The 16,587-nt window shown below is 64.2% G+C and carries 16 protein-coding genes; 13 read left to right on the top strand and 3 right to left on the bottom strand.

Annotation, left to right across the window (positions count from 1 at the left end; genetic code table 11):
• The first annotated feature begins 169 nt into the window (after nucleotides 1–169).
• The gene (locus tag NKJ81_RS15905; RefSeq protein ID WP_023679514.1) at nucleotides 170–1,849 is read left to right on the top strand and encodes a formate--tetrahydrofolate ligase; all 1,680 of its coding nucleotides are present in this window, start codon (nucleotides 170–172) and stop codon (nucleotides 1,847–1,849) included.
• Between the two features lie 72 nt (nucleotides 1,850–1,921).
• Here the strand turns inward: NKJ81_RS15905 and NKJ81_RS15900 are convergent, their stop codons facing one another.
• Nucleotides 1,922–2,569 carry a cysteine hydrolase family protein gene (locus NKJ81_RS15900; RefSeq protein ID WP_352540986.1) on the bottom strand — a complete coding sequence of 216 codons (648 nt, stop codon included), beginning with the start codon at nucleotides 2,567–2,569 and terminating at the stop codon, nucleotides 1,922–1,924.
• 128 nt (nucleotides 2,570–2,697) lie between these two features.
• On the opposite strand from NKJ81_RS15900, the gene NKJ81_RS15895 reads away from it, so the two are divergent.
• From NKJ81_RS15895 to NKJ81_RS15885, 3 genes are all read left to right on the top strand, one after another.
• Nucleotides 2,698–3,687 (top strand): helix-turn-helix domain-containing protein, encoded by a 990-nt coding sequence (locus NKJ81_RS15895; RefSeq protein WP_352540985.1) that lies wholly within the window; start codon nucleotides 2,698–2,700, stop codon nucleotides 3,685–3,687.
• A 186-nt stretch (nucleotides 3,688–3,873) separates the two neighbouring features.
• Complete coding sequence (gene parS, locus NKJ81_RS15890; RefSeq protein WP_502904291.1) at nucleotides 3,874–4,353, top strand: type II RES/Xre toxin-antitoxin system antitoxin; 480 nt, start codon at nucleotides 3,874–3,876, stop codon at nucleotides 4,351–4,353.
• Nucleotides 4,350–4,859: an RES family NAD+ phosphorylase gene (locus NKJ81_RS15885; protein WP_352466798.1), complete on the top strand. Its 510-nt coding sequence runs from the start codon at nucleotides 4,350–4,352 to the stop codon at nucleotides 4,857–4,859. Before parS ends, NKJ81_RS15885 begins: the two co-directional genes overlap by 4 nt.
• Nucleotides 4,860–4,917: 58 nt before the next feature.
• Here the strand turns inward: NKJ81_RS15885 and NKJ81_RS15880 are convergent, their stop codons facing one another.
• Entirely contained in the window at nucleotides 4,918–5,475 is a 558-nt protein-coding gene (locus NKJ81_RS15880; protein ID WP_352540984.1) for a sugar O-acetyltransferase, read from the bottom strand.
• 148 nt (nucleotides 5,476–5,623) lie between these two features.
• Between NKJ81_RS15880 and NKJ81_RS15875 the strand changes: the two genes are divergently transcribed.
• The 5 genes from NKJ81_RS15875 to NKJ81_RS15855 all read left to right on the top strand — a co-directional run bounded on the left by NKJ81_RS15875 (nucleotide 5,624) and on the right by NKJ81_RS15855 (nucleotide 12,197).
• Nucleotides 5,624–6,085 carry a DUF4126 domain-containing protein gene (locus NKJ81_RS15875; protein WP_352450545.1) on the top strand — a complete coding sequence of 154 codons (462 nt, stop codon included), beginning with the start codon at nucleotides 5,624–5,626 and terminating at the stop codon, nucleotides 6,083–6,085.
• Entirely contained in the window at nucleotides 6,082–7,458 is a 1,377-nt protein-coding gene (locus NKJ81_RS15870) for an FAD-containing oxidoreductase (RefSeq protein WP_352540983.1), read from the top strand. The genes NKJ81_RS15875 and NKJ81_RS15870 overlap by 4 nt, the downstream gene beginning before the upstream one ends.
• Nucleotides 7,459–7,559: 101 nt before the next feature.
• The gene (locus tag NKJ81_RS15865) at nucleotides 7,560–8,609 is read left to right on the top strand and encodes a M14 family metallopeptidase (protein ID WP_352540982.1); all 1,050 of its coding nucleotides are present in this window, start codon (nucleotides 7,560–7,562) and stop codon (nucleotides 8,607–8,609) included.
• A 436-nt stretch (nucleotides 8,610–9,045) separates the two neighbouring features.
• The gene (locus NKJ81_RS15860) at nucleotides 9,046–11,235 is read left to right on the top strand and encodes an anthranilate synthase (RefSeq protein ID WP_352540981.1); all 2,190 of its coding nucleotides are present in this window, start codon (nucleotides 9,046–9,048) and stop codon (nucleotides 11,233–11,235) included.
• A 32-nt stretch (nucleotides 11,236–11,267) separates the two neighbouring features.
• Nucleotides 11,268–12,197: a cation diffusion facilitator family transporter gene (locus NKJ81_RS15855; protein ID WP_502896420.1), complete on the top strand. Its 930-nt coding sequence runs from the start codon at nucleotides 11,268–11,270 to the stop codon at nucleotides 12,195–12,197.
• Nucleotides 12,198–12,283: 86 nt separating this feature from the next.
• Here NKJ81_RS15855 and NKJ81_RS15850 read toward each other — a convergent pair whose 3' ends face one another.
• Nucleotides 12,284–13,372, bottom strand: coding sequence for a hypothetical protein (locus NKJ81_RS15850; RefSeq protein WP_352540980.1), 1,089 nt, complete (start codon nucleotides 13,370–13,372; stop codon nucleotides 12,284–12,286).
• 100 nt (nucleotides 13,373–13,472) lie between these two features.
• On the opposite strand from NKJ81_RS15850, the gene NKJ81_RS15845 reads away from it, so the two are divergent.
• The 4 genes from NKJ81_RS15845 (at nucleotide 13,473) to NKJ81_RS15830 (ending at nucleotide 16,492) form a co-directional block, all read left to right on the top strand.
• Nucleotides 13,473–13,925 (top strand): DsrE family protein, encoded by a 453-nt coding sequence (locus NKJ81_RS15845; RefSeq protein ID WP_352540979.1) that lies wholly within the window; start codon nucleotides 13,473–13,475, stop codon nucleotides 13,923–13,925.
• 171 nt (nucleotides 13,926–14,096) lie between these two features.
• Nucleotides 14,097–14,894: an SDR family NAD(P)-dependent oxidoreductase gene (locus NKJ81_RS15840; protein ID WP_352450552.1), complete on the top strand. Its 798-nt coding sequence runs from the start codon at nucleotides 14,097–14,099 to the stop codon at nucleotides 14,892–14,894.
• Between the two features lie 49 nt (nucleotides 14,895–14,943).
• Nucleotides 14,944–15,252, top strand: coding sequence for a putative quinol monooxygenase (locus NKJ81_RS15835; RefSeq protein WP_352450553.1), 309 nt, complete (start codon nucleotides 14,944–14,946; stop codon nucleotides 15,250–15,252).
• Nucleotides 15,253–15,403: 151 nt separating this feature from the next.
• Nucleotides 15,404–16,492 carry an AbrB family transcriptional regulator gene (locus NKJ81_RS15830; protein ID WP_352540978.1) on the top strand — a complete coding sequence of 363 codons (1,089 nt, stop codon included), beginning with the start codon at nucleotides 15,404–15,406 and terminating at the stop codon, nucleotides 16,490–16,492.
• The last annotated feature ends 95 nt before the right edge of the window (nucleotides 16,493–16,587 follow it).

The raw sequence follows: 16,587 nt of genomic DNA, 5'->3' as shown, positions 1-16,587 counted from the left end.
ACCTGTAGCAGGGCAGCCGGCCGCAGAGGCATTTTCTTCGTAGGAAACATAGTTGCATGAAAGTTGACGCCGCGGCAGCGACAGGGGTAGAACATGCCCGCGCCTGCAATGCCGGGCTATTCTTGCGACCACACTAGTCAAATCCGTCCAATTCAGAGGGAAGTCGTCCATGGCCGAAGTGAAGTCCGACATCGAGATCGCGCGCGGCGCCAGGAAGAAGCAGATCCAGGAGATCGGCCAGAAGATCGGCATTCCGAGCGAACATCTTCTGCCCTACGGCCACGACAAGGCGAAGATCTCGGCCGAGTTCATCAAGTCGGTGAAGGGCAACAAGGATGGCAAGCTGATCCTCGTCACCGCCATCAACCCGACACCGGCCGGCGAAGGCAAGACGACGACGACGGTGGGCTTGGGCGATGGCCTCAACCGCCTCGGCAAGAAGGCCATCGTCTGCATCCGTGAGGCTTCGCTCGGACCGAATTTCGGCGTCAAAGGCGGTGCCGCCGGCGGTGGCTACGCGCAGGTCGTGCCGATGGAGGACATGAACCTCCACTTCACCGGCGATTTCCACGCCATCACCACCGCCCATAATCTGCTGTCGGCGCTGATCGACAACCACATCTACTGGGGCAACGAGCTCGGCATCGACACCCGCCGCGTCGTCTGGCGCCGCGTCATGGACATGAACGACCGGTCGCTGCGCGAGATCATCTGTTCGCTCGGCGGCGTCGCCAACGGTTTCCCGCGCGAGGCCGGTTTCGACATCACAGTCGCCTCGGAAGTCATGGCCATCCTGTGCCTGTCGACCGACCTGAAGGATCTGGAAAAGCGCCTCGGCGACATCATCGTCGCCTATCGTCGCGACAAGTCGGCCGTCTATGCCCGCGACCTCAAGGCCGACGGCGCCATGGCCGTACTCTTGAAGGACGCCATGCAGCCCAATCTCGTGCAGACGCTGGAGAACAACCCGGCCTTCGTGCATGGCGGCCCCTTCGCCAACATCGCGCATGGCTGCAACTCCGTCGTTGCCACGACGACGGCGCTGAAGCTTGCCGACTACGTCGTCACCGAAGCCGGTTTCGGCGCCGATCTCGGTGCCGAAAAGTTCTTCGACATCAAATGCCGCAAGGCCGGCCTGAGGCCCGCCGCGGCGGTCATCGTCGCCACGGTTCGCGCCATGAAGATGAATGGCGGCGTCAAGAAGGAGGACCTCGGCAAGGAGAACGTCGAGGCGGTCAAGAAGGGATGTGCGAATCTCGGCCGCCACATCGAGAACATCCGCCAGTTCGGTGTGCCGGCTGTGGTCGCCATCAACCATTTCTACTCCGACACAGAGGCCGAGATCCAGGCGATGAAGGATTACGTCGCCTCGATGGGCGAAGAGGCGATCCTGTGCAAGCACTGGGCCCAGGGATCGGCCGGTATCGAGGAACTGGCCAAAAGAGTCGTGGCGTTGGCCGAATCCGGCGCGTCGCAATTTGCCCCGCTGTATCCCGACGCCATGCCGCTGTTCGAGAAGATCAACACCATCGTCCAGCGCATCTATCGCGGTTCCGAAGCGATCGCCGACAAATCGGTGCGCGACCAGCTCCACGCCTGGGAGCACGCCGGCTATGGTCATTTGCCGGTCTGCATGGCCAAGACGCAATATTCCTTCTCCACCGATCCGAATCTGCGCGGCGCGCCGACCGGCCACACCGTACCGGTGCGCGAGGTCAGGCTGTCTGCCGGCGCCGGCTTCGTCGTCATCATCTGCGGCGAGGTGATGACCATGCCCGGCCTGCCCAAAGCGCCATCCTCGGAAAAGATTTTCCTGAACGAAATGGGCCAGATCGAAGGCCTGTTTTAGGGATAATCAACGCTTGAACGGCAAAGGGCGCCGCAACGCTGCGGCGTCCTTCTGCCTGTTCGCAACAGTCTCCTACGCCGCGCTTCGCGCTAGCGCGCGCTGGTTGGAGGCATAGGGTGTGTCGTGCTGGGGTACCACGCCGGTCTTCAGGCAATCGATCCACTCGGCGGTTTTGAGAACGGCCGCGAAGCGCGACTGCAGGACGATCGTCACGACGCGATGGATTTCCTCCCCCGAGGCGTAGCCGGCGCTGTTGGCGTACGGCAACGACCCCGTTGCGTCCGACAGGAACTCGACCTCGAAGCCCATATGCACGGCGTGGATGACCGTCGACAGATCGCAATTGTGAGTCATGTAGCCGATGACCGTGATCGTATCGATGGAGTTGGCGCGTAGCCACTCCTCGAGGTCCGTGCCGGTGAAGGCGCTGGGCAAGTTCTTTTCGATGTAGTGGTCGCGGTCTCGCCTGGCGATTTCCGGGTGCAACTCGGCGCCATGGCTGCCCTTGGCGAAGACCGGTGAGGTTTCCGGCGCCAACTGTTTGATGACCACCACCTTGACGCCTGCCTCGGTGGCCGCGTCCATCGCTCGCGCGACATTGACGACGCTGTCGCGGAAGGGCGGATGCTGGATGGCGAGGTTGCCGCCATCATAGTCGTTTTGAACATCGATGACGATGAGGGCGCGGCGCGGAGCTTTGCCTTTGGCTGGTTGCGACATGGGGTTTTCCTTTCCCGTTGGACATTGATGGGTGGACGATAAGCTCGGCACCGGATTGCAAAAAGTGTCCCGATTGACATTATTCGAAAGAATTGGGACAATCGGTCTCACCCGTTGCTGGAGCTCCCATGACCGATCCTGCCGTTGCCGCCATCGCCTTCGATGGCATCAGCCCGTTTCATCTCTCCGTGCCGTGTCTCGTGTTCGGAGCGGATCGCACGGAGCTCGGCCTGCCGCGCTTCGACTTCCGGGTCTGCGCGATTGAGGACGGGCCGATCCGCACCGATGCCGGGCTGACCATCAGCGTCCCGCACGGGCTTTCCGCGCTCAATGACGCCGACATCGTCATCGTGCCAAGCTGGACGGATCTCGGGAGCTCGCCTCCAGCCGCATTGATCGACGCGTTGCTTGGCGCGCACGAGCGCGGCGCGCTGATCGTCGGACTGTGCTTGGGAACGTTCGCTGTTGCGGCGACCGGACTGCTTTCGGGGCGGCGAGCGGCGACGCACTGGGCCTACGCGGATCAGCTGCAGGAACTCTATCCCGACATTCTCGTCGAACCGGAAGTGCTCTACATCGACAATGGCGATGTCGTGACATCCGCCGGCGTCGCCGCCGGGCTCGACTGCTGCCTGCACGTCGTACGGGCTCGTTACGGCGCCGAGGCGGCACTTCGCCTTGCCCGGCAGATCGTGCTTTCTCCGCATAGGCAGGGCGGGCAGGCGCAATTCATCGAACGTCCCATCGCCAGGACCGGCAATGCGGACCGCTTTACCCAGGCTCTCGAAACGGTGCGCAAAACCCTGGGTGATCCGCACAGTCTGGACAGCGTTGCCGGTCTCGCTGGCCTCACCCGCCGGACGTTCACGCGCCGTTTCCAGAAAACGATCGGCACCAGTTTCGGCGACTGGCTGACCGACCAGCGCGTTCAGCTGGCGCAGCGGCTGCTGGAAGCAACGGAAAAATCGATGGACACGGTTGCCTTCGAGGCCGGCTTCGGCAGCGCTACCTCGCTGCGCCAGCACTTCGCAGCGCGCCTCAGAACCTCGCCGGCGCAGTACCGGCGCGAATTCTCGAAGAGTGCTCAGGAGGAGCGCGTGGCGCATATGCCGAGGTGAAATTCGGCTCGCGCTCGATTCCAGGGCAATCGCTTCAGGCCGACGTTGGACTGCCATCTGGCCCGAGTAGGCTATCTTTTCTCTCGAAGCGATTGCCCTGCTCTCGATCCTGTCGTGCTTGAAAGGCTTTGCGTCATCTGTCATATATTAAAGCGACAGATGACGCGAAGAGGGCTCGCCGTGGCGATGGCATTGGAAAAGGCTGCGCCAGCAGCAAAAAACAATGAACTTCAGAAGGTGGCGAAATTGCTAGGCGGCAGCCGCATTCTGGCAAGGCGCCTCAGCAGCGCTTTGGATGCCCACGAGTTGCTTCTGCACGGCCTGCCGGCTTCAGCGCTGGACCATCTTATCGGGCAACTCGTCTTCATCCAGAAGACCGATTCGCTGGAGAAGGCCATCGGCATGAGCCTGCGCACCTACCAGCGCCGCAAGGATGCTCCGTCCAAGCCTCTCAGTCAGGACCAGAGCGGACGAACCTGGAAGTTCGCGGAGATCCTGTCGAAAGCGACCGACGTGTTCGGTTCGCAGGCGGAGGCAGAGCAATGGCTGGAGCGCCCGGCGATTGGGCTCGACCAGCGTCGTCCAATCGACCTTCTGGCGACGCCGGCGGGGATCGAGCTTGTAGAAGACTATCTGGAACGGCTTGAATATGGCGTTTATGCATGACGCCGCTGCCGGCGGCGCTTGGTGGCTCCGACCTCATCGGATGGCGCCTCGATCAAGCCGCGTTTGCGCCTACATGGGATAGTGGCGAGGGCGCATACAGGGTGGGCGGACGCTGGAACAGCAAGGGCGTGCGCGCCGTCTACTGCTCGATCGATCCGTCGACTGCGATCCTCGAGGTTGCGGTCCATAAGGGCTTCAGGGCGCTCGACACGATTGCGCATGTCATGACGGCAGCAATCGTCAGCGATGTCGCGGATGTGCATATCGTCGACCCCGCCGCCGTGCCCAACCCCAACTGGTTGCGCCCGGGCATTCCGAGCTCCGGGCAACAGGCGTTTGGCGACGATCTTCTGCAACGGCACCGGTTCGTGGTGATTCCGAGCGCCGTATCGCAGCATAGCTGGAACCTGATCTTCGACGCGAGCCTCGCCAGAGGGGCATACGCCATGAAGACCCAGGAGGCGTTTGCGCTCGACACACGGTTGCATCCACCTCCGGCCAAGTGACATAGCCGCCCCCATGTCCATCAGAACGAGGACGTGACCGGCGACAGAAGCACGGTGCTCAGTTGTTGCTGATTACCCGTGCCGGATTGCCGACCACCGTGGTGTTCACCGCGACGTCGCGCGTCACCACAGCACCGGCGCCGACGACGGCGCCATCGCCGATCCTGACTCCGCCGAGGATGACGGCACTGCCGCCGATCCAGGCATTGTCGCCGATCTCGACCGGCTTGGCGATCTCCAGCCCTGCCCGTCGCCCGGCAGCCTCCTTGTGGTGCTCGGCACAATAGATCTGCACATTGGGGCCGAGCAGCGTTCCCTTGCCGATGCGCACTGGCGCCGTATCGAGAATGGTGCAGCCGGCATTGAGAAAAACGCGGTCGCCGAGAAAGATGTTGAAGCCATAGGCGCAGTGGAACTGCGCCTCGATCCGGGCGCCCTCGCCCGCAGCGCCGAGCAGCGTCCGCAATCCAGGCCCGATGTCGCGACGCTGCCGGGGCGGCAGGCTGTTGTGCTCGAACACCGCGTCTCGCGCCGTGATGCGCAACGCCTCCAGTTCCGGATCGAGGCAGCAATACCACTCGCCCGCCGCCATTTTCGTGCGTTCGCTTTCGGCCATGGCCGCAACTCCAGTCTCAATCTTTGCCAAAGCACAAGTGCTGCAAATGCGGAAGCGCCGGCGGCGACACCACCTCTGGTCAAATACCGGACCTATGGTAGCTTGCTCTCTCGGACCTGTCCCAAGCCGGCCATCGAGGGGATCAATCATGCTGTACATTTTTGCACTCCTGATTGGCATCGTTGCCGGGCTTCGCGCCATGACCGCGCCCGCCGCCGTCGCCTGGGGCGCCTGGCTTGGCTGGTTGCCGGTCGCGGACACCTGGGCGAGCTTCATGGGCCACTGGATCGCCGTCGGCATCTTCACCATCCTGGCCATCGCCGAACTGGTCACCGACCAGCTGCCCTCGGCGCCGAGCCGCAAGGTGCCGCAGCAATTCGGCACGCGCATCGTCTTGGGCGCTTTCACCGGCGCGGTGATCGGCGCGACCGGCGGCGCCACCATCGGCGGCCTGATCGCCGGCGCCATCGGCGCGGTGATCGGCACGCTGGGCGGCGCCGAGGCGCGTAAACGCCTGGCCGCCGCCTTCGGCAAGGACCCGCCGGCCGCCTTCATCGAGGACGCGGTGGCGATCGTCGGCGGGCTTCTGATCGCGGCGGCGGCGGCATGACGGCAAAGACATTCGACGCCATTATCGTCGGTGCCGGGCAGGCCGGCCCACCGCTCGCCGGCCGGCTGAATGCGGCCGGCATGAGCGTGGCGCTGATCGAGCGAAAGCTGGTCGGCGGCACTTGCGTCAACACCGGCTGCACGCCGACCAAAACGATGGTGGCAAGCGCCTATGCCGCGCATCTCGCCCGCTCGGCCGCGGATTACGGGGTGACGCTGTCCGGTCCCGTCGGCGTAAACTACAAGGCGATCAAGGCGCGCAAGGACAAGGTCTCCAACGACGCCCGCGGCAATCTCGAAGACTGGATTGCCGGCATGGACAAATGCACGCTCTATCGCGGCCATGCGCGCTTCGTAAGCGCCAACACGGTGCGCGTCGGCGACGATCTGCTGAGCGCCGAAAAGATATTCCTCAACACCGGCGGGCGCGCCTCGGTGCCCGACCTGCCCGGCATCGACGGCATCTCTTACCTGACCAATTCCTCGATGATGGATCTCGACGTGCTGCCGCGCCATCTCATCGTCGTCGGCGGCAGCTATGTCTCGCTCGAATTCGCGCAGATGTTCCGCCGCTTCGGTTCCGAAGTCACGGTCATCGAAAAAAGCCCGCGTCTGATCGGTCGCGAGGACGAGGATGTCTCGGACGCCATTTTGTCGATCCTCGAAAACGAAGCCATTGCCGTCCATCTCGGCGCCGACGACATCCGCTTCGCCAGGCGAGGCAACGAAATCGCCGTGACCTTCTCGCCAGGCAAGGCGGCTGCGGTCGGCTCGCATGTGCTGCTGGCGCTCGGCCGCACGCCAAACACCGACGATCTCGGCCTCGACAAAGCCGGCGTCGAGGTCGACAAACGCGGCTTCATCGTCGTCGACGACCAGTTGCGCACCAGCGTGCCCGGCATCTGGGCGATGGGCGACTGCAACGGCAAGGGCGCCTTCACCCACACCTCGTACAACGATTACGAGATCGTCGCCGCCAACCTGCTCGACAACGATCCGCGCAAGGTCAGCGACCGCATCGAGGCCTATGCGCTCTATATCGACCCACCACTCGGCCGCTGCGGCATGACCGAAGCCGCGGTAAGGAAATCCGGCCGCCGCGCCCTGGTCGGCCAGCGGCCAATGACCCGCGTCAGCCGTGCAGTCGAAAAAGGCGAGACGCAAGGCTTCATGAAGATCCTGGTCGATGCCGACACCAGGGAGATCCTCGGCTGTTCGGTGCTCGGCCCGGGCGGCGACGAGGCGGTGCACTGCGTACTCGACCTGATGTATGCCAAGGCGCCGGTCAGCACGCTGGCGCGCGCCGTGCACATCCACCCGAACGTCTCGGAGCTTCTGCCGACCATCGCCCAGGAACTCAAGCCGCTGGTGTGACGGCCGGGTAGAATCTTGCGCCCATAGCGGCAGCGACTGGACCAATCGACAGCCCAGCGGCAAAAGGGCATGTGTTCCGCCTCTTCTTCCGGAGGCATCCCATGCAGAAGTCCATCGAACGCGTCGCCGGCGACAGCGAAGGCGCTTCCTACGAATTCCCCATCTTCCGCTTCGCCGGAACGGACAAGACGGCGCCTTCCGCCTATCTGCAGGCGGCACTTCATGCCGGCGAATTGCCGGGCGTCGTTGCCATCGATGCGCTGATGCCGATGCTCAGCAGGGCGGAAGCCGAAGGCCGCATCAGCGGCAATATGACCATCGTGCCCTGGGCCAATCCGATCGGCCGCGCGCAATATCTCTATGGCGACCATCAGGGCCGCTTCCATCTGGGGACGCGCACCAATTTCAATCGCGGCTTTCCGCGGCTCGCCGCGCCCGACCTCACGCTCCTGCCGGCGCACGGCACGGTCGATCAGCGGCTGAAGACGCGGCTGCTGCAGCTCTCCATCGGCCACGACATCGTGCTCGACCTGCACTGCGACGATGAAGGCCTCGCCTACCTCTACGTCCACACCAGCCTGTGGCCGGCCATGGCGGATTGTGCGGCGGCTATGGGCGTCGATGCGGTGATGCTGTGGCACGAAGATCCCGACGGCACCTTCGAAGGCGCCTCGATCATGCCGTATCAGAACGTTCCCGCCGACGTCGCGCGCCTCGATCGGCGCGTCGCCACCACCGTCGAATATCGCGGCATACTCGACGTCGACGGCGCCCTCGCCAGCGCCGACGCCGAAGGGCTCTACCGGCTGCTGGTGGCGCGCGGCGTCATCCGGGATCAGGCGCTGCCCGCGTCTGGCAGCTTCGGAGGACTCGTCGCGCCGATCGAAAATATCGAGATGATGCCGGCGCCCCGTTCGGGCGCGATCCTCTACCACGTGAAGCCGAGCGACCGCGTCACCAAGGGTGCGCGCCTTGCCACCATCGTCCACGCGCCCGGCGAGCCCGACGGCCGCACGGAAGTGTTGGCGCCGCAGGCGGGCCTCATCCTGACGCGGCGTTCCCGCCGCATCATTCGCGCCGGCGAAGACCTCTTGAAGCTGGTCGGCGACGGGACGAGCGCCGATGCAAGGTCGGGAACGCTGGAGGACTGACGCACCCCGCCAGGCTACCCCGAAATCGCCTGTCGCGCCTTGGCCTCCAGCCATTCGGCCATCTGCCGGTACGGCACCGGACCATGGCTCACGCGGGCGACGCCGAGTTCGGCAAGCCTCTGGCGCGGCGGCACATGCGCCAGGGTAACGCAGAGTCTAGGCAGGACAGCCGGTCTTGGCCATGTGCTGGGTTGCGAAAGCGGCAGCCACCCCACAGACTTTCAAACCTGTTGCGCATACCGCTTTTCGCGGCTATGGATTTCGCCATGAACATGCGCTCGATCAAGACCATTTGGTGGTGGGCTCGCTGACAGCGGCCTGTTCGAACGCGTTCGCGTGACAATAGAGGGTGGCCGCAGCGGAATGTCCGGGCGGCCATTTGTTTTTTCAAGCCATTCCCGGGTCCGTTGCCCCAAAGACGCTGATGGAGACGGCAATGACGACGAAAATTCTGGAGAATGGCGCCGAGCGCTTCGTCACGGCGGGTGGCGTGGCGATTACCCGCCAACGCCATGACCGGCCTTACGAGGGGGCGATCGACGGCTATGTCGATGGCCTGAATTCGCGCCGCGGCGCCGTGTTTTCCTCGAATTACGAATATCCCGGCCGCTATACGCGCTGGGACACCGCCATTATCGATCCGCCGCTGGTGATCTCGGCACACGGCCGCGCCATGCGCATCGAGGCCTTGAACAGCCGTGGCCAGGTGCTTTTGCCGGTGATCGGCAAGGCGCTTGCCGGTCTTGACGACGTAACGATCGCGGAGACAACGCAGAAACTCATCCGCCTCGAGGTCGCCAAGCCCGGCCGTGTCTTCACCGAGGAGGAACGCAGCCGCGTACCCTCCGTCTTCACCGTGCTGCGCGCCATCACGGCTTTGTTCAAGACCGAGGAAGACGCCAATCTCGGCCTCTATGGCGCCTTCGGCTATGACCTCGCCTTCCAGTTCGATCCGGTCGACTACAAGCTCGAGCGCAAGCCAAGCCAGCGCGATCTCGTGCTGTTCCTGCCCGACGAGATCCTCGTCGTCGACCACTATTCGACCAAGGCCTGGACCGACCGCTACGACTATTCCGGCGATGGCTTCTCGACCGAAGGCCTGCCGCGCGACGAAATCGTCGAGCCGTTCAGGACCGCCGACCGCATCCCGCCGCGCGGCGACCACGAGCCCGGCGAATATGCCAAGCTGGTGCGCAAGGCGATGAAGAGCTTCGAGCGCGGCGACCTGTTCGAAGTGGTGCCGGGGCAGATGTTCTACGAACGCTGCGAAACCCAGCCCTCCGAGATTTCCCGCAAGCTGAAGAGCATCAACCCTTCGCCCTATTCCTTCTTCATCAATCTCGGCGAGGGCGAATATCTGATCGGCGCCTCGCCGGAAATGTTCGTGCGCGTCAACGGCCGCCGCGTCGAGACCTGCCCGATCTCCGGTACCATCAAGCGCGGCGACGACGCCATCTCCGACAGCGAGCAGATCCTGAAGCTGCTCAATTCGAAGAAGGACGAATCCGAACTCACCATGTGCTCGGACGTCGACCGCAACGACAAGTCGAGGGTCTGTGAGCCGGGCTCGGTGCGCGTCATCGGCCGCCGCCAGATCGAAATGTACTCCCGCCTGATCCACACCGTCGACCACATCGAGGGGCGGCTGCGCGAAGGCATGGACGCCTTCGACGCCTTTCTGTCGCATGCCTGGGCGGTCACCGTCACCGGCGCGCCGAAATTATGGGCCATGCGCTTCATCGAGCAGAACGAGAAGAGCCCGCGCGCCTGGTATGGCGGGGCGATCGGCATGGTCAATTTCAACGGTGACATGAACACCGGCCTGACGCTTCGCACCATTCGCATCAAGGACGGCATCGCCGAGGTGCGCGCCGGCGCCACGCTGCTCTTCGACAGCATTCCCGAGGAAGAAGAAGCCGAAACCGAACTGAAGGCATCCGCCATGCTCTCCGCCATCCGCGACGCCAAATCAGGCAATGCCGCCAGCACCGAACGCAGCACCGCGCGTGTCGGCGACGGCGTCAACATCCTGCTGGTCGACCACGAGGACAGTTTCGTCCATACGCTCGCCAACTATTTCCGCCAGACCGGCGCCAATGTCTCGACGGTGCGCACACCAGTGCCGGACGAGATCTTCGACCGGCTGAAGCCAAACCTGGTCGTGCTGTCGCCCGGCCCCGGCACGCCGAAGGACTTCGACTGCGCCGCCACCATCAAGCGGGCCCGTGCGCGCGACCTGCCGATCTTCGGCGTCTGCCTCGGGCTGCAGGCGCTGGCCGAGGCCTATGGCGGCGAGCTGCGCCAACTGCACATCCCGATGCATGGCAAGCCGTCGCGCATCCGCGTGTCGAAGCCGGGCATCATCTTCTCCGGCCTGCCCAAGGAGGTGACGGTCGGCCGCTATCATTCGATCTTTGCAGATCCGGTGCGGCTGCCCGATGGTTTTGTCGTCACCGCCGAGACCGAGGACGGCATCATCATGGCCTTCGAGCACCGCAAGGAGCCGATCGCCGCAGTGCAGTTCCACCCGGAGTCGATCATGACGCTCGGCCACAATGCCGGCATGCGCATCATCGAGAACATCGTCGCGCACCTGCCGCGCAAGGCCAAGGAAAAGGCCGCTTAATTCGAGGGCTCAGTGTTGGGATCTTTTCCCCAGTGACCGCGGCAGAAATCAAAGCCGCCGCCAGGCAGAAGGTCGCCAGCCTCGCCTTCTGGTCGATCGTCGTCGCCTGCGTCGTGCTCGGCCTGAAGCTGGTGGCCTGGTACGTCACCGGTTCGGTCGCGCTTTATTCGGACGCGCTGGAATCGATCGTCAACGTCATTGCCTCTGCCGCCGCCTATTGGGCGATCCAGGTCAGCTACAAGCCAGCCGACCAGGACCATCCGTTCGGCCACCACAAGGCCGAGTATTTCTCAGCCGTCCTCGAAGGCGTGCTGATCGTGCTTGCCGCCTTGCTGATCCTCAACGAGGTCTGGTGGTCCTGGCAGCATCCCGCCCTGCTGGAAAAGCCATGGACCGGCCTTGCCGTCAATGGCGTCGCAACGGTCATCAACGCCGTCTGGGCCTTGACGCTGATCCGCACCGGCCGAAGCGAAAAATCGCCGGCTCTCGTTGCCGACGGCAGGCACATCATGACCGATGTGGCGACCTCGCTCGGTGTGTTCATCGGCCTGGTCGGCGCCGTACTGACCGGCTGGCAGGTTCTCGATCCGGCTCTTGCGGTGATCGTGGCGCTGAACATCCTGTGGCAGGGCTGGCACGTCATCGGCTCGTCGATGAACGGGCTGATGGACCGCGCCGTCGACACCCAGGAACATATCCGCATACGCGACATCATCTCGGCCAATTGCAAGGGCGCGCTCGAGGTCCACGACCTGAAGACGCGCATCGCCGGCCGCGCCACCTTCATAGAGTTCCACCTGGTCGTCGACGCCGACATGTCGGTCGGCGCCAGCCACGTCATCTGCGACCGCATCGAGGACGCGCTGCAGGCCGAAATCCCTTCCGTGCGGGTCATCATCCATGTCGAACCCGACGATGAAGCGAAACTGCCCAAAGGCACGACAGCCGTGCCTTTCGCGTGAGGCGATAGCGGGACGCCGCCATCCAAAACCTTGAGGTCGGCGGGACAGCACCCCCTCTGTCCCGCCGGCATCGCGTCTCTGAACTGCTACAGCCCGCAGGCAGCCTGCGGCATCGGCTCCAGCCGGTAGACCTTGTCGTCGGAGCTGGTGTCACCTTCCGCCGCTTTCGAGCACAGATCGATGATCGGCAGGCCGCTGTTCGGGTTGGCCAGCATCATCGTGCCGTTGGCGCCGCGGCGAAGGAAGACCTCCCTTTGCGCGATGTCACAGGACGCAGCACCCGTCTTCGCGCTCGCCGCACAGCGCCACTGGTCGCCCTCGCCCTGACAATTATAGACCTGCGTGACCTTGGCCGATTTCTGCCGCGTGGTAACCGAAACGGCGATATCGGCGCCGCTTGGCCAATTGGCCGGATCGCCCTCCTTGGCGAAAGACGCCAGCTCGACCGCTCCGCGGAACACCCTGATCGACTGGGTCAGCTGGTCGGGATGCGAGCCGAGATGCTCGGCGTCGTAGTCGCGTCCGTAGCAGAAGGCCTGGTCCGGCTTCAGCCGCTCGCGCAATGGCGGGCCAAGTGCCGGATCGATCGGGTCGATGCGCGCGAACTCCGCCTTGCAGGTGGCGGCCGGCATCGGATCGAGCCTGAAGCCGTTGTCGTCCTTGCCCAGCGCCTGCCTTTCGTACTCCGCCTTGCCGAGCTCGTCTTCCGATCCGGCGTCGAGATAGAGGTCGGGCTGCACGTCCGAGACGATCAGCCGGCCTTTGTCGTCGACCTTCAGCGAAGCCATGGTGCGGTCGCAGTCCATACCGCAGCGGATCGGGCCGGTCTTGCCGTCCTCCGACTCATGACTGCACCAGCCGCCAAGCCATTCAGGCGCCTCGGCGCCGCGCACCGTCGTCGCCATGAAGCCATTGTAGGAGGAATCGATGCCGGCGCTTGGCTCCTCGTTTGGCCGGCTGACCGGATCGCGGCCGTAATAGAAGAAGATGCGCGTCACCTTCTGCTGCGGATGCGACTTGAGATGCGCGGCGTCATAGACGCGGCCGAAGCAGGCGTCCTTGCCGTCGGGGCTGAGCTCGGTGAGTTTGAGCGTGTCGTCGGCGAAAGCAGAGCCGGCGACGGCGGCGAGCAAGGCAACCCCAACTCCGGCGCCCATCACGGTCCTTGATATCATGCTGGCGCCCCCTGCCCCGACAAGACGTGGCTTCAATTTATGTTAGGATCGAGGCCGAGGCCATGCAATTTGCGCCGGCCGGATAAATGGAGATAAAGCCATGCGACGCCGCGATATTTTCCGCGTCGGTCTTGCCGGGGCCGCCGGGCTTTTCGGGCTGCGCCCCACCAAGGCGGCAGCCATTAAAGTCAAGGCCGTCGAAGAGGAAAGGCAAAAGGTCGCCTATCACCTCAGCGATCTCGACAAGGTCAATTTCGTGCTCGGCAACATCAAGAACCACTTCGAAGGCACCGACGGCAAGGTCGACATCGCGCTTGTCGTGCACGGCCCAGCACTTGCCGCCTTCAAGTCGAAGGGCATATCGGCCGCCATTTCCGGGCGGTTCGCCGGCCTTGTCCAGGATGGGCTCAGCCCGCACGCCTGCGCCAACACCATGCACGGCATGGATATCGGCCTGGCCGACCTGCTCGACGGCTTCCATGCAGCCGACAGGGGCGGCGTCGTCAAGCTCGCCGAATTGCAACGCCAGGGCTACGCCTATCTCAGGCCATAGGGCAATTCCAGGAAAAGCGTGAAACGGTTTTCCGTCCGGAATTGCGTCAAGACAAAGAGGGAGCGGTTCGCCGTTTCCGTGAAACGGTGAACCGCTCAAGACTTTTACGGACTTGAACGCGAGGACTGCGAAGGCTTACGAAGAGCAGGCAGAGTCCCCGGAGGAATAGACGTGCCAGCCACCACCACCCTTGTCAGCCCCTCTCTGGTCATCCCCGACCTTGCCGGAAAGGCGGTCCTGGTCACCGGCGCCTCGACCGGCATCGGCGCGGCGCTTGCACTTGCCTATGCCGCGCAGAAATGCCGCGTCGCGCTGCATTACAATTCGAGCCGCGCGGCTGCCGAAAACCTGGCCGCGACCATTCGCAACGGCGGCGGCGACGTGTTCCTCGCCCAGGGCGATTTCTCGATCCCCGCCGATGTCGAGCGCGTCGTCGAGGACAGTGCGCAACATTTCGGCCGGCTCGACGGCCTCGTCAACAATGCCGGCGGCATGCTCGGCCGCGTGGCCTATGCCGAGCAGACCGAGGCGCATTACGACGCGGTGATGGACCTCAACGCGCGTTCCGTGCTGACAGCTTCGCGCAAGGCAATCCCATGGCTGAAGCGGCAGGGTGGCTTCATCGTCAACACCTCCTCGATCGCCGCGCGCAACGGCGCCGGCGGCGGCGCCGGCCTGTACGGCTCGGCCAAGGCCTTCGTCTCCAACGTCACGCGCGGCATGGCCAAGGAGCTGATCGGTTTCAACATCCGCGTCAACGCGGTGGCGCCCGGCACGATCGCGACACCTTTCCACGAGCGCTACTCGACCGACGACCAGATGAAGGGCATGATCGCCACCATCCCGCAGGGCCGCGCCGGCACCGCCGAGGACTGCGTTGGCGCCTATCTGTTCCTCTCCTCCGATCTGTTGAGCGGCTACATCACCGGCCAGGTGATCGAGGTGAATGGCGGGCAGTTGATGCCGTAGACGGCGAACTGCATACTCCTGGTTGCGTCATCTCAACGGAGCAAAGCGAATGTACGGACTGATCGGCAAGATGCGGGCGATGCGCGGCCAGCGTGACGCAATGATGGATATCCTGCTCGCCAGCACCGGCGCCATGCCCGGCTGCCTGAACTACATCATCGCCACCGACCCGGCCGATGCCGACGCGATCTGGGTGACCGAAGTGTGGACCGACGCCGAAAGCCACAAGGCTTCGCTGCAGCTGCCCGAAGTCCAGGCGGCAATCGCCAAGGCACGGCCGATCATCGCCGGCTTCGAGTTCCAGGTGGAGACGCATCCTGTTGGCGGGTTCGGCTTGCCGGCGGTGAAGGCGGGATAGAGGGAGAGGCCTATGGGACAGCGCCTCCTCTGGCCGGCAGGCCAGAGGGGGCGCGAAGGATCGCTGCGGATGGTTGGTGCCATTACCACCCAAGCCCTTTTCCGCGCAAAAAGGGTTCGCATTTTTTCGCGACCGGTCTAAGAGCCCATCTATGGATTCCTCCCCGAACCCGCCGGCCATCGAGCACCTGGCGCGGATCCACAAGGCCTGGCAGTGGCCCGTCCTGGTGGTGGTCTCGGTGCTGTTTGCCGGCGCGCTGGAGCTCGCCGCCCTGCCCGCCGCGCTCTTGATCGGACCGATGCTGGCGGCCATAGCTGCCGGCACCAACGGCGCCACGGTGCGTGTGCCGCGGGTTCTGTTCGGCTCAGCCCAGGCGGTCGTCGGCTGCCTGGTCGCCAGTTCCATCTCGGCCGATATCTTTCCCGTCTTCTACAGGGAATGGCCGCTGTTCCTTGGCGTCGTGATGGCGACGGTCGCGGCATCCAGCCTGCTCGGCTGGCTGATCAGCCGCTGGCGCATCCTGCCCGGCACCACCGCGGTCTGGGGCTCGTCGCCGGGCGCCGCCACCGCCATGGTGCTGATGGCCGGTGCCTTCGGCGCCGACCAGCGCCTCGTCGCCTTTATGCTGTATCTGCGCGTCATCTGCGTCTCGATGACGGCAGCCCTGGTGGCCAAGCTCTGGGTCGACACCTCGGGCATCGAGGTGCCGGGCATCGTCTGGTTTCCGCCGATAGACCCGCAAGGCTTGGCCGCAACATTCGGCGTGGCGCTGGTTGGCGGCCTCGCCGGAAAGCTTTTCCGGCTGCCGTCGCCGTTATTCCTCGGCACCTTCATTTTCGGCACCGTGATCCATCTCGGGCTCGGCGTGACCATGCAGTTGCCGCCCTGGCTGCTTGCCTTGAGCTATACGATGATCGGCTGGAGCATCGGCCTGAATTTCACCAGGGCCATTCTGCGCCACGCGGCCCGCGCGCTGCCGCAGATCGTCGGCTCGATCATTGCCCTGATCGTCTTTTGCGGCGGCCTCGCCTTCCTGATCAGCCGCCTGCTCGGCATCGATCCGCTGACCGCCTATCTGGCAACCAGCCCCGGCGGCATGGACAGCGTCGCCATCATCGCCGCCGCCGCACAGCATGTCGACATCTCCTTCGTCATGGCGCTGCAATCGGCACGCTTCCTGATCGTGCTTCTGGTCGGCCCAAGCGTGGCGCGGCTGGTGGCGAGAAGCCTCAAACCATAGCAGCTCGCCTCTCCCTGATTGATAGCCTTTTCTTGAAACCGGTCGCACTTTGCTGTCGCCGACCGTATCGGGCCAGCACCCGCACGAGCTCAAAA

The sequence above is a fragment of the Mesorhizobium sp. M0018 genome, from assembly GCF_040323955.1.
Taxonomy (GTDB): Bacteria; Pseudomonadota; Alphaproteobacteria; order Rhizobiales; family Rhizobiaceae; genus Mesorhizobium.
Note: the sequence above shows the minus strand (reverse complement) of the source record. Positions and strands in the feature narration are given on the sequence as shown.

Excerpts from the sequence above, each read along its gene's own strand:
- NKJ81_RS15895 (WP_352540985.1), top strand. The coding sequence starts at position 2,698 with ATGACCGATCCTGCCGTTGCCGCCATCGCCTTCGATGGCATCAGCCCG.
- NKJ81_RS15830 (WP_352540978.1), top strand. The coding sequence starts at position 15,404 with ATGGATTCCTCCCCGAACCCGCCGGCCATCGAGCACCTGGCGCGGATC.
- NKJ81_RS15875 (WP_352450545.1), top strand. The coding sequence starts at position 5,624 with ATGCTGTACATTTTTGCACTCCTGATTGGCATCGTTGCCGGGCTTCGC.
- NKJ81_RS15845 (WP_352540979.1), top strand. The coding sequence starts at position 13,473 with ATGCGACGCCGCGATATTTTCCGCGTCGGTCTTGCCGGGGCCGCCGGG.
- NKJ81_RS15865 (WP_352540982.1), top strand. The coding sequence starts at position 7,560 with ATGCAGAAGTCCATCGAACGCGTCGCCGGCGACAGCGAAGGCGCTTCC.
- NKJ81_RS15905 (WP_023679514.1), top strand. The coding sequence starts at position 170 with ATGGCCGAAGTGAAGTCCGACATCGAGATCGCGCGCGGCGCCAGGAAG.
- NKJ81_RS15870 (WP_352540983.1), top strand. The coding sequence starts at position 6,082 with ATGACGGCAAAGACATTCGACGCCATTATCGTCGGTGCCGGGCAGGCC.
- NKJ81_RS15835 (WP_352450553.1), top strand. The coding sequence starts at position 14,944 with ATGTACGGACTGATCGGCAAGATGCGGGCGATGCGCGGCCAGCGTGAC.
- NKJ81_RS15900 (WP_352540986.1), bottom strand. The coding sequence starts at position 2,569 with ATGTCGCAACCAGCCAAAGGCAAAGCTCCGCGCCGCGCCCTCATCGTC.
- NKJ81_RS15885 (WP_352466798.1), top strand. The coding sequence starts at position 4,350 with ATGACGCCGCTGCCGGCGGCGCTTGGTGGCTCCGACCTCATCGGATGG.
- NKJ81_RS15860 (WP_352540981.1), top strand. The coding sequence starts at position 9,046 with ATGACGACGAAAATTCTGGAGAATGGCGCCGAGCGCTTCGTCACGGCG.
- NKJ81_RS15880 (WP_352540984.1), bottom strand. The coding sequence starts at position 5,475 with ATGGCCGAAAGCGAACGCACGAAAATGGCGGCGGGCGAGTGGTATTGC.
- parS (WP_502904291.1), top strand. The coding sequence starts at position 3,874 with ATGGCATTGGAAAAGGCTGCGCCAGCAGCAAAAAACAATGAACTTCAG.
- NKJ81_RS15850 (WP_352540980.1), bottom strand. The coding sequence starts at position 13,372 with ATGATATCAAGGACCGTGATGGGCGCCGGAGTTGGGGTTGCCTTGCTC.